9 protein-coding genes and 8 tRNA genes are annotated in these 11,610 nt (G+C 45.8%); all 17 read right to left on the reverse strand.

What is annotated here, in order from left to right:
- Window positions 1-2 precede the first annotated feature (2 nt).
- The 17 genes from oadA to AC6R16_RS18455 all read right to left on the reverse strand — a co-directional run bounded on the left by oadA (window position 3) and on the right by AC6R16_RS18455 (window position 11,608).
- Complete coding sequence (gene oadA, locus AC6R16_RS18375) at window positions 3-1,787, reverse strand: sodium-extruding oxaloacetate decarboxylase subunit alpha (protein WP_500675374.1); 1,785 nt, start codon at window positions 1,785-1,787, stop codon at window positions 3-5.
- Window positions 1,788-1,818: 31 nt separating this feature from the next.
- Complete coding sequence (locus tag AC6R16_RS18380; RefSeq protein WP_004748148.1) at window positions 1,819-2,076, reverse strand: oxaloacetate decarboxylase subunit gamma; 258 nt, start codon at window positions 2,074-2,076, stop codon at window positions 1,819-1,821.
- A gap of 449 nt (window positions 2,077-2,525) precedes the next feature.
- Window positions 2,526-2,602: transfer RNA gene (locus AC6R16_RS18385), tRNA-Arg, on the reverse strand.
- Window positions 2,603-2,666: 64 nt separating this feature from the next.
- Window positions 2,667-2,743 (reverse strand) — tRNA-Arg (locus AC6R16_RS18390).
- Between the two features lie 64 nt (window positions 2,744-2,807).
- Window positions 2,808-2,884 (reverse strand) — tRNA-Arg (locus tag AC6R16_RS18395).
- 63 nt (window positions 2,885-2,947) lie between these two features.
- Window positions 2,948-3,024: transfer RNA gene (locus tag AC6R16_RS18400), tRNA-Arg, on the reverse strand.
- Window positions 3,025-3,088: 64 nt separating this feature from the next.
- A tRNA-Arg gene (locus tag AC6R16_RS18405) sits at window positions 3,089-3,165 on the reverse strand.
- Between the two features lie 96 nt (window positions 3,166-3,261).
- Window positions 3,262-3,354 (reverse strand) — tRNA-Ser (locus tag AC6R16_RS18410).
- A 25-nt stretch (window positions 3,355-3,379) separates the two neighbouring features.
- Window positions 3,380-3,456, reverse strand: a tRNA-Arg gene (locus AC6R16_RS18415).
- 74 nt (window positions 3,457-3,530) lie between these two features.
- A tRNA-Ser gene (locus AC6R16_RS18420) sits at window positions 3,531-3,623 on the reverse strand.
- A gap of 183 nt (window positions 3,624-3,806) precedes the next feature.
- Complete coding sequence (gene csrA / locus AC6R16_RS18425) at window positions 3,807-4,004, reverse strand: carbon storage regulator CsrA (protein ID WP_004415691.1); 198 nt, start codon at window positions 4,002-4,004, stop codon at window positions 3,807-3,809.
- Window positions 4,005-4,096: 92 nt separating this feature from the next.
- Window positions 4,097-5,284, reverse strand: a complete 1,188-nt coding sequence (locus AC6R16_RS18430; RefSeq protein ID WP_500675375.1) for an aspartate kinase — start codon at window positions 5,282-5,284, stop codon at window positions 4,097-4,099.
- 196 nt (window positions 5,285-5,480) lie between these two features.
- Window positions 5,481-8,063, reverse strand: coding sequence for an alanine--tRNA ligase (gene alaS, locus AC6R16_RS18435; protein WP_500675376.1), 2,583 nt, complete (start codon window positions 8,061-8,063; stop codon window positions 5,481-5,483).
- 141 nt (window positions 8,064-8,204) lie between these two features.
- Window positions 8,205-8,669: a recombination regulator RecX gene (gene recX / locus AC6R16_RS18440; RefSeq protein WP_500675377.1), complete on the reverse strand. Its 465-nt coding sequence runs from the start codon at window positions 8,667-8,669 to the stop codon at window positions 8,205-8,207.
- Between the two features lie 78 nt (window positions 8,670-8,747).
- Window positions 8,748-9,791 (reverse strand): recombinase RecA, encoded by a 1,044-nt coding sequence (gene recA / locus AC6R16_RS18445; RefSeq protein ID WP_004747283.1) that lies wholly within the window; start codon window positions 9,789-9,791, stop codon window positions 8,748-8,750.
- 191 nt (window positions 9,792-9,982) lie between these two features.
- The gene (locus tag AC6R16_RS18450) at window positions 9,983-10,465 is read right to left on the reverse strand and encodes a CinA family protein (protein ID WP_500675378.1); all 483 of its coding nucleotides are present in this window, start codon (window positions 10,463-10,465) and stop codon (window positions 9,983-9,985) included.
- A gap of 78 nt (window positions 10,466-10,543) precedes the next feature.
- Complete coding sequence (locus AC6R16_RS18455) at window positions 10,544-11,608, reverse strand: toxic anion resistance protein (RefSeq protein WP_500675379.1); 1,065 nt, start codon at window positions 11,606-11,608, stop codon at window positions 10,544-10,546.
- Between the last annotated feature and the right edge of the window lie 2 nt (window positions 11,609-11,610).

Raw genomic sequence — 11,610 nt, forward strand, 5'->3', positions numbered from 1 at the left:
CCTTACGCTAAGCTCAGTAGCGGAGCGCCAACGGTCACAGAGTCACCCTCTTTGACGTGAAGATCTTGAATGATACCACCACGCGCTGCGCGCACTTCCGTTTCCATCTTCATCGCTTCAAGGATCAGTAACACGTCACCTTCAGCCACTTGTGCACCACTTTGGACATGGACCTTAAAGATGTTACCGGCAAGAGGAGCTGGAACCGTTTCCGAATTACCCGTTGGTGCAGCTGCAGGCGCTGCCGCTTGTTGCGGAGCTGCAGCTGAAGGAGCAACTGAGGTTAACTGACCTTGTGGGCCAACTTCAACATCGTAGACCTGACCATCAACTTTAACGCTGTAAGTTTCGATGCCATCTTGAGCAGGCTGAGCTTGAGGAGCAGCAGGCGCTTCTTCTAGCCATGGTGCTGGCTCAAAGGCTTCTGGATTACGGCGGTTCTTAAGGAACTTCAGACCTACTTGTGGGAATAACGCGTAGGTCAGCACGTCATCAACCGTATCTTCTGCGAGAGAAATGCCATCTTGTTTCGCTTTAGTCAGCAGTTCTTCAGTCAGCGAGTTCATCTCTGAATCAAGCAAGTCAGCCGGACGACAAGTAATCGGCTCCGCGCCTTCCAGTACTTTGGCTTGCAGCTCTGCATTCACTTCTGCTGGTGCTGCACCGTACTCACCTTTCAGCAAACCTGCTGTTTCTTTGGTAATGCTCTTATAGCGTTCACCAGTCAATACGTTGATCACCGCTTGGGTACCGACGATTTGAGAGGTTGGAGTCACGAGCGGAATGTAGCCAAGATCCTGACGTACGCGTGGGATCTCTTCGAGAACTTCATCGAGCTTATCAGCTGCGCCCTGCTCTTTGAGCTGACCTTCCATATTGGTCAACATACCACCCGGCACTTGAGCAATCAGGATACGAGAGTCAACGCCCTTAAGTTGACCTTCAAACTTGGCATACTTCTTACGAACATCACGGAAGTAAGCAGCAATCGGCTCAATTTGATCAAGCTTAAGGTTGGTGTCACGCTCAGTGCCTTGCAGCATAGCGACCACTGTCTCTGTTGGTGTATGACCATAAGTACAGCTCATTGATGAGATAGCGGTATCAAGGATATCGACTCCAGCTTCTACCGCTTTTACAGCAGTCGCTGTTGATAGACCTGTTGTTGCATGACAATGAAGCGCTAAAGGAATATCAGTAGAAGATTTGATGCGAGTAATTAACTCTTCCGCTTCATATGGCTTAAGCAACCCTGACATATCTTTGATACACAATGAGTGACAACCAAGGTCTTCAAGACGTTTAGCAAGATCCACCCAAGTATCTGTATTGTGTACTGGGCTAGTAGTATAAGAAAGCGTACCTTGAGCATGCGCGCCGACATCGACCGCTGCTTTTACTGCCTTCTCAAAGTTGCGCACGTCGTTCATCGCATCGAAGATACGAAAGACATCCATACCATTGGCATGGGCGCGTTCAACAAATTTTTCGACCACATCATCTGCGTAGTGGCGGTAACCCAGTAAGTTCTGGCCGCGCAGCAGCATTTGCATTGGTGTATTTGGCATCGCTTTTTTCAATGCACGCAAACGCTCCCAAGGGTCTTCCCCTAAGAATCGAATACAGGCATCAAACGTCGCACCGCCCCATGTTTCTAGAGACCAGTAACCGACTTTATCCAGTTCCTCTGCGATAGGTAACATATCCTCTAGACGCATACGAGTCGCAAACAGCGATTGATGGGCGTCACGAAGGACCACGTCCGTTAAAGCTAGTGGTTTAGACATGCTCATTAACTCCTTTTAATCCTGTCAAATGCTACTTAGCGGTAGAGGTACGATACTGATGTACCGCTGCGGAGATCGCCGCAACTACCTTCGGGCTAACAGCAGAAGATGGTGATTGAACTTTGTTATTCTGAATAGGTGTCGCGATCGGCTCAGGTACTTCTTGTGGTACCAGTTTTGACATCAACCGAACGAGATAGACGAGAATAGTGAGGAATATAAATACTACAGCCATCCCTGTAAGCATCAGGGTTGCAGCATCTACTAGCAGGCTTCCAATATTATCCATTTTTGCATCCTTTCTTTGTCATCCTGACAACAGCATTAGGTATATCGCTAAAAACATCGTGTTTTATCATCGCTCAACGCTAAATTTAGCCAGCATCTTGCTAGCACTCTTGTTGCCAGAACATGCAGTAAAATCCTGACAAGAGGTCTAGGATTATCTCGATTGGTTAAACTTTGTCAATTTTGTTTAAGGTGCTATTGAGGATATTGCACAAATCTAGGGAATTATTCGTCACACAAATCACATAAATCTGCAATACATCTTCATATAAGCATAAATAACTGCGTGTTTTATGACGTTATGCCAAAACATGGTGCATTACTGCAATAGGCTTAAAAGAAATAGGAAAAGAGTCGAAGAAACAATAACTTGTAAATTCATTGTTTCAACAATGTTGCGAGAGTGTTAACAAAAAAGCCCTGCTATTTCTAGCAGGGCTTTAAAATAAGTGGCGCGTCCTGGAGGATTCGAACCTCCGACCGCCTGGTTCGTAGCCAGGTACTCTATCCAGCTGAGCTAAGGACGCACGGTTTTGATATCAACTCTAGGTCAATATCAGGATGACTTTGATAAAAAGAAACCCTAAAGAGTGGCGCGTCCTGGAGGATTCGAACCTCCGACCGCCTGGTTCGTAGCCAGGTACTCTATCCAGCTGAGCTAAGGACGCGCGGTTTTGATATCGACTCTAGATCAATATCAGGATTGCTTTGATAAAAAGAAACCCTAAAGAGTGGCGCGTCCTGGAGGATTCGAACCTCCGACCGCCTGGTTCGTAGCCAGGTACTCTATCCAGCTGAGCTAAGGACGCGCAGTTTTGATATCAACTCTAGGTCAATATCGGGATATCTTTGGTAAAAGAAACCCTAAAGATTGGCGCGTCCTGGAGGATTCGAACCTCCGACCGCCTGGTTCGTAGCCAGGTACTCTATCCAGCTGAGCTAAGGACGCGCAGTTTTGATATCGACTCTAGATCAATATCAGGATTGCTTTGATAAAAAGAAACCCTAAAGAGTGGCGCGTCCTGGAGGATTCGAACCTCCGACCGCCTGGTTCGTAGCCAGGTACTCTATCCAGCTGAGCTAAGGACGCGCAATGTTCTCTAAAACAAGAGATGTGAAGTATATCACACTAGCTCTTTGAAACAACAGGGCTTTAAAACAAAAAAATTGGCCATAAGCCAATTAATGGCGGTGAGGGAGGGATTCGAACCCTCGATACGGCTACAAACCGTATACTCCCTTAGCAGGGGAGCGCCTTCAGCCTCTCGGCCACCTCACCGTTTTATTCCCTGGTAAGGAAATTATGGCGCGTCCTGGAGGATTCGAACCTCCGACCGCCTGGTTCGTAGCCAGGTACTCTATCCAGCTGAGCTAAGGACGCGCTGTACTTTCTTGCTAAAGAAAGTTGTTTTAAAGCTGTTCCGAAGAACAATTCTTCCGAGGAAGAAGCAAGAATGGCGGTGAGGGAGGGATTCGAACCCTCGATACGGCTACAAACCGTATACTCCCTTAGCAGGGGAGCGCCTTCAGCCTCTCGGCCACCTCACCGTCTTGCGGAGGCACATATTACGATTTACCAAAAATATGTCAAACATTTTCTTGGCAAAAATAGCAAAAAGTCATTCAACCGTTGGCTATTTAATCAAAGCGATGTTAATTCGCTCTTTTTCCTATGTTTAGTTGCCTTTGTCGCACAAAAAAGGCTGACAAAATGTCAGCCTCTTCGTGTAATTAGTAGTTGCCTGATGCAACGTTACCATTACCTTTTTCTGCCTGAATGCGCATGTAGATTTCTTCACGGTGAACAGACACTTCTTTCGGTGCATTTACACCGATACGTACTTGGTTACCTTTAACACCTAGTACAGTTACTGTTACTTCATCACCGATCATTAGAGTTTCGCCAACGCGGCGAGTTAAAATTAGCATTCTGTGCTCCTTGAGTAATCTCTGATTTATCTTGCTACGCGGCTATTATCCAACAAAAGTTATATTTTCGTAAACTCTATTGTGGCTCGAATCTAGCCTAAAAAGGCATGTTTTTGTCGGCAGTCGACTGCCTCCGCAGAAGTTATGTAAGCATCATGCAGTATGTTAGCCGCTTTGTCGACACATTCTGGTAACAGGACAAGCATCAAAGATTGTGGATTGACTGCGTAGTGCTCAACCTCAATACCCTGCTCCGTCAACAACGCGTAAGATCTTTCAACCAGTCCTTCGACATGTAGACCAACTGCTGTTAACAAGCTTACTAACTCACTATTACGGATTTTGTCACCGAAAACCAGTTCCAGTTTTGCATAAGCGTCGTGTTTTATCACTACACCTATCCATTCTGCATGCTCGATCACATTCCAAATTGTGACGCCCAGCATCTGACACTGTTTTCTCATACTGGCTAAGGCATCTTTTTCAATTCTGATCAAACACATATCGCGTTGAATGGCAACGCCACACACTGCAGACTGGCACTCCTCACCTTTAACCAAGCTGCCAGCATTTACATCGAATGTAGATAATACCCGCAAAGGTACATTGTGTTTCCATGCATACTGGACTGAAGGCAAGTGCAACACTTTAGCCCCTTTACGAGCCATCTCTTCCATCGAAGGGAAATCGATGACATCTAATTTTTGTGCATTGGCGACCACGCGCGGATCGCAAGTATAAATACCGTCAACATCAGTAAAAATCTGGCACTCATCCGCTTCAAGCGCTCCAGCAAGTGTTACCGCACTGGTATCTGAGCCACCTCGACCAAGAGTTGTGATATCCCCGTTATCATTCACACCTTGAAAACCGGCGACGATTACAACTTGATCCTGTTCAAGGAGTTGAGTTATCGCGGTCGTATCAATTTGTTTAATCGTCGCGTCATTATGCTGATTGTCAGTCACAATACACGCCTGTGCTCCGGTAAGTGAACGTGCTGCATAGCCTAGTTTATTTAGAGCCATTGCAAGCAGTGCCATCGACACCTGTTCACCAGCAGAGAGCAAAACATCAAGTTCTCTGGCGGTAGGCACTCTGTCTACCTGTTTAGCCAAGTCCATCAATCTGTTTGTTTCACCAGACATTGCCGACACGACTACGACAACTTGATTACCATCATTTTTCGCCTTTATGATGTGTTCAGCAACCTTATGGATTCTTTCTATTGAACCCACAGAAGTTCCGCCAAACTTTTGCACGATAAGGGGCTTTTTCACCAGTCTTCACCTTCCCAAGACCAAAGTCTCATTCGAACCACATTCAATATGTTGAATATTGCTTGCAGTAGTTATAACAAAAACCAAGTGACTTACTTGATGTTCATTGTGAGCATCAATTAAAGCACTTGGTTGTCAGAAAAAAATTACGCTCAATCAAATAACTGATTGAGCGTAAGAATCGTTTAATTTTTAGTTAAAGACGTTCTTCTAGCCATGGCTGAACTGTCTTCATTGCTTCAGGCAGAGCAGCAACGTCAGTACCACCCGCTTGAGCCATATCAGGACGACCGCCACCTTTACCGCCAACTTGCTCAGCAACCATCTTAACTAGGTCACCGGCTTTTACTTTGCCGATAAGATCTTTAGTTACACCCGCGATTAAGCCAATCTTGTCACCGTTAACATTGGCAATCATTACAACGCCGCTGCCCATTTGGTTCTTAGCATTGTCGACCATAGTACGAAGGTTCTTAGGATCCGCCCCTTCCATACCTGCGATAAGCACTTTAACGCCGTTGATCTCTTGAGCTTTCGCCATGATGTTGGCGCTTTCAGCTGCCGCCATCTTGTCTTTTAGCTTCTGAATTTCTTTCTCTAGCGATTTTGCTTTCGACGCTGATTCTGCAAGCTTCTCTTCAAACTTCGCTTGTTGAGCTTCGATTGCATCTAGTGCCGCTTCACCTGTTACAGCTTCGATACGACGGATACCTGCTGCAATACCGCCTTCAGAAGTGATCTTGAATAGGCCAATATCACCCGTGTTTGATGCGTGGATACCACCACAAAGCTCGGTAGAGAACTCACCCATTGAGAGAACGCGAACCTCATCATCATACTTTTCGCCGAATAGTGCCATTGCACCTTTCTGCTTCGCTGACTCGATGTCCATTACGTTAGTCTCAATAACGTGGTTACGACGAACTTGAGCATTCACTAGGCGCTCAACTTCTTTTAGCTCTGCTGACGTTACCGCTTCTAGGTGTGAGAAGTCAAAACGTAGGTTTTCAGGTTTAACAAGCGAGCCTTTCTGCGTAACGTGTTCACCAAGTACTGAACGTAGCGCTGCGTGTAATAAGTGAGTCGCAGAGTGGTTAAGAGAAATCGATGCACGACGCTCAGCATCAACGGTCGCTTGTACTTCATCACCCTTCGCTAGAACGCCTTCTGCAAGAACACCGTGGTGCGCAATTGCGTTACCTAACTTCTGAGTATCTTCTACTTTAAACAGACCAGATTCAGTCTTCAGCACACCAGCGTCACCACATTGACCGCCAGACTCAGCATAGAATGGTGTTTCACCAAGGATGATGATCGCTTTGTCGCCTGCAGATAGAGACTCTACTACTTCACCCTCAACGAAGATTTCAGCGACAGTACTCTTACCTTCGGTACCTGTGTAACCACAGAACTCAGACTCTGCTTCCGTTTTGATCGTTGCGTTGTAGTCAGTACCAAACTGGCCTGCTTCGCGAGCACGTTGGCGCTGCTCTTCCATCGCTTTCTCAAAGCCAGCTTCGTCAATTGTAAAGTCACGCTCACGAGCCACATCGTTAGTTAAGTCAGCAGGGAAACCGTAAGTATCGTAAAGTTTGAAGACTGTTTCACCGTCTAGCTCTTTGCCTTCAAGTGCATCAAGTGCTTCATTAAGAATAACCATGCCGCGCTCTAGTGTACGACCAAAGTTCTCCTCTTCGATGCGAAGTACTTTCTCAACAAGCTCTTGCTGTTTCTTAAGTTCTTCTGCAGCGCTGCCCATCACTTCAGCAAGTACACCAACAAGTTTGTGGAAGAATACGCCTTGCGCACCCAACTTGTTACCGTGACGAACGGCACGACGAATAATACGGCGTAGGACGTAACCACGACCTTCGTTTGAAGGCATAACGCCATCAGCGATTAGGAATGAACAAGAACGGATGTGGTCAGCAATAACGCGTAGAGACTGGTTTGACAGATCATCGTGACCGACAACCTCAGCCGTCGCTTTAATTAGCTTTTGGAATACATCGATTTCGTAGTTTGAATGAACGCCTTGCATGATTGCAGAAATACGCTCAATACCCATACCTGTATCAACAGCAGGCTTAGGTAGTGGCTCCATCGTGCCATCTGCATGACGGTTAAACTGCATGAATACGTTGTTCCAGATCTCGATGAAACGGTCACCGTCTTCTTCTGGAGTACCAGGACGACCGCCCCAGATGTGCTCACCGTGATCGTAGAAGATTTCTGTACATGGACCACAAGGACCTGTATCACCCATCGTCCAGAAGTTGTCAGACTCGAACTTCTTACCGCCTTCTTTATCGCCGATACGAACGATCTTGTCAGCAGGTACGCCTACTTTCTTGTTCCAGATCTCGAATGCTTCGTCATCTGTTTCGTATACCGTAACCAGTAGCTTCTCTTCTGGTAGACCAAGAGTCTTAGTCAGGAACTCCCAAGCAAACGCAATCGCGTCTTCTTTGAAGTAATCACCAAAACTGAAGTTACCGAGCATTTCGAAGAAAGTGTGGTGACGAGCTGTAAAACCAACATTCTCTAAGTCGTTATGTTTACCACCCGCACGTACACAACGCTGAGCCGTAGTTGCTCGTGTGTAGGCACGCTTTTCGGCGCCTAAGAAGCAATCTTTAAATTGGTTCATACCTGCGTTAGTAAATAGCAGGGTTGGATCGTTATGCGGAACCAACGATGAACTGTCTACGATTTGGTGTCCTTTGCTTTCAAAGAACTTAAGGAACGCGTTACGAACCTCATCAGTGCTCATGTACATGCAGCTCTTCCTGAAAATAGTCGAGTTAGAATTTTGCGCTATTGTAGATCATGGTTAACGCTACGACTAGTTTTCTCGCAGAAAAGAGCAGATTGATGTGTTAATTCATCGCAAATCTTTAAATTGATGAGTTATTTGGCTTCAGTCCTCATCATTAGCGCTAAGCGCATAACTAATTTGTTCAAAGCTATAGCCACGATATTGAAGAAAACGCACCTGTTTGGCGTACTCTTTTTGGTCTTTCGCTTTAATCCCTTTAAATTTCTTCTCTGCGGCTTGTTTTGCTAACTCGAACCAATCTTGCGGCTCTTCTTCCATTGCTTTGTCCACCACCGAGTCCGCGACTCTTTTCTGCTGCAATTCTTGTCGGATGCGCCTCTCTCCATAGCCTTTGTAGACATGTTGACGAATTTGGCTTTTGGCATAACGCAGATCATCAAGATAGTTGTGATCGATACAAAAATTGACGGCTTCTTGAATAGCGTCTTGTTCATAACCTTTCAGGCTCAATTTCTGGTATAGCTCGTATTCGCCATGATCTCGGCGACTTAGCAATTGAATAGCGGCTTCTTTGCTCGATAATGTCGGTGGCTTTCTTTGAAACATCTGAAATAAATATCTAGATTCTAAATACAACAAAGCCCCGCACATAGGCAGGGCTTAAATTATTAATAATGAGCTAGCTTATAGCTCTTGCTCTGGCATTTCACCTAGCTCAGCATCATCTGGCTGAACTTCAGCTGGTGACAGTAGCATTTCACGAAGCTTAGCATCAATCGCTTGTGCAGCTTGCGGGTTCTCACGTAGGAACTTACCAGCGTTCGCTTTACCTTGACCGATCTTATCACCGTTGTAGCTGTACCAAGCACCGGCTTTTTCAACTAGCTTGTGCTTAACGCCTAGGTCGATTAGCTCACCTTCACGGTTAAAGCCTGCGCCGTATAGGATTTGCGTTTCAGCTTGCTTAAATGGTGCCGCAATCTTGTTCTTAACAACTTTGATACGAGTCTCGTTACCAACCACTTCGTCGCCTTCTTTGATAGAACCAGTACGACGAATATCAAGACGAACAGATGCGTAGAACTTAAGCGCGTTACCACCTGTGGTTGTTTCTGGGTTGCCAAACATGACACCAATCTTCATACGAATTTGGTTAATGAAGATACACATACAGTTAGACTGCTTCAGGTTACCCGTTAGCTTACGCATTGCTTGAGAAAGCATACGCGCTTGAAGACCCATGTGGCTGTCGCCCATTTCACCTTCGATTTCAGCTTTAGGAGTTAATGCTGCAACTGAGTCAACAACCATTACGTCGATAGCACCTGAACGTGCTAGTGCGTCACAGATTTCTAGAGCTTGTTCACCTGTATCTGGCTGAGAAACCAATAGCGCGTCAATATCAACACCTAGCTTCTTAGCATAAACAGGATCAAGAGCGTGCTCAGCATCGATAAAGGCACAAGTTTTACCTTGCTTTTGCGCTGCTGCAATACACTCAAGTGTTAGCGTCGTTTTACCTGAAGATTCTGGACCGTAGATTTCTACGATACGACCCATAGGTAGGCCACCAGCACCCAAAGCGATATCCAAAGAAAGTGAACCTGTAGAGATAGTTTCTACGTCCATTGCGCGGTTGTCACCAAGGCGCATGATTGAACCTTTACCGAATTGCTTTTCAATCTGACCTAGCGCAGCGGCGAGCGCTTTCTGTTTGTTCTCGTCCATCACTTTCTCCAAATGATTCATCTATTTCGTGCTGATGATTATCAATCTAATTCTTCCGTTCAGCTCAGTGACTGAACAATCAATGCAAGTCATTATACTGTTGATTCATACAGTGTCCATACCTGTATGGTTTTTTTTTAGCTTTTGGTGATATCCACCTAATTTTAAAAGCATTTAAATTGTTGGGCAGATCATTTATTCCTTGTCGACAGTTCCACGTACAGTACTTTTAATGCGTGTTCGACAGCCTGTAGGCGAACTTGCGCACGGTCGCCTGCGAAGCACACTGTCTCTACTTTTTTCCAATTGCTAGAATCAGCCCAAGCAAAACAAACGGTTCCAACTGGTTTTAGCTCAGTACCACCTCCTGGCCCTGCGATACCGCTGATTGAAACGCCAATATTGGCATTTGAGTTTTGTATCGCCCCCTCAACCATCTCCACCACAGTTTGCTCACTCACCGCACCAAACTGTTCGAGTGTCGCCGCTGATACCCCGAGCATCTCCATCTTGGCTTCATTGCTATAGGTGATAAACGCACGGTCAAACCAAGCTGAACTGCCAGCAATATCAGTAATTGCTGCAGAAACACCGCCACCAGTACAAGATTCAGCGGTAGTTAAGATTAAACGTTGAGCGTGCAATAAGCTCCCTAACTGGGCACTCACTTCCATACTTGTCTTCCTGCTTTCAATTTTGTCGCTAGAGCATAACGTAAAATGGCGACTATTTTAGACGCCATTTTCAGAAAGTTAGCTTTGCAGTGATTGTTGCAGAGCAGATTTTAGTTCCTGCTCTGCTTGCTCTATCACACGCTGAGCTTTTTCACGTTGCTCTCGCCCTTCCTTGACTCTTGAAAGGGTATTGCTAAGCGTCTCTATGGTTAATTGGTTAACGGTTTGCAGCGAGTCTAAATCCAGAATGCCGCGCTGATAATTCTCCGCAATCTGCTCTTCCAACACTTTCAACTTTTCAGCGTTTTGCACATATTGCTTGTTCGTGTAGTCTTTTACCGCTCGCGTCACTTGCAGTGCTTTTTCTTTTTCGTAGTTAGAAATCGCAATCAGGAACTGACGCTTCCACAATGGAAAAGTGTTGTGAACGATATCTTGAATATCCTCCATCAGCATCTTGTTCCCTTCTTGAGATAAGCGAATCTGAGGCGCAGTCTGGATTGCAGCCAATCTGGTCAGTTCCAAGTTATGAACTCGTTTCTCCAACCTTGCGACGGCTTGCGTAGCATCTCGGTATTGCTGGGCATCCAAGGCATCACTACTCTGCTCAGACTTGGCTAACAGCTTAGGTAATACCTCTTGATTGAGCTGAGTTAACTTATATCGACCAGCCGCTATATACTGCTCTAGTCCTTGGAGTAACTCCAAGTTGTGCTGGTAAAGATCATCAAGCTGGTTGATGTCATGAGCCAACTTCACTTCTTGTCCCTCTAGACGGTCTGCCAAGTTATCGAGTTGATTCTTCACAGAGTCAAAACTGGTAGAAAACTTTTTAAACGAATCAAACATTTCTCCAATCAGAGGAAGCCGAGAAAGCAAGCTGCGCTCACCCAGCTGATCAAACGCGCTGCTGTCCATTGATGAAACCATGGCATGTAGAATATCGCCCGCCTCTCCACTGTCTCTTACCCGCACCTGTTCTAAAATAGAGTCCGAAAATGCGGTAATTTTCTCTAAGGATTCGCGACCAAATGTAATGGTTGCCACGCTATCAAATGGATCAAATTGTTCAGCAATTGCAACCACTTCCGGCGTTATTGCTATTTCCATCACCTCTGACTGAGCGGTAACTAGATCACTCATAT

This window comes from Vibrio sp. R10-SG3-ISO10 (assembly GCF_059834185.1).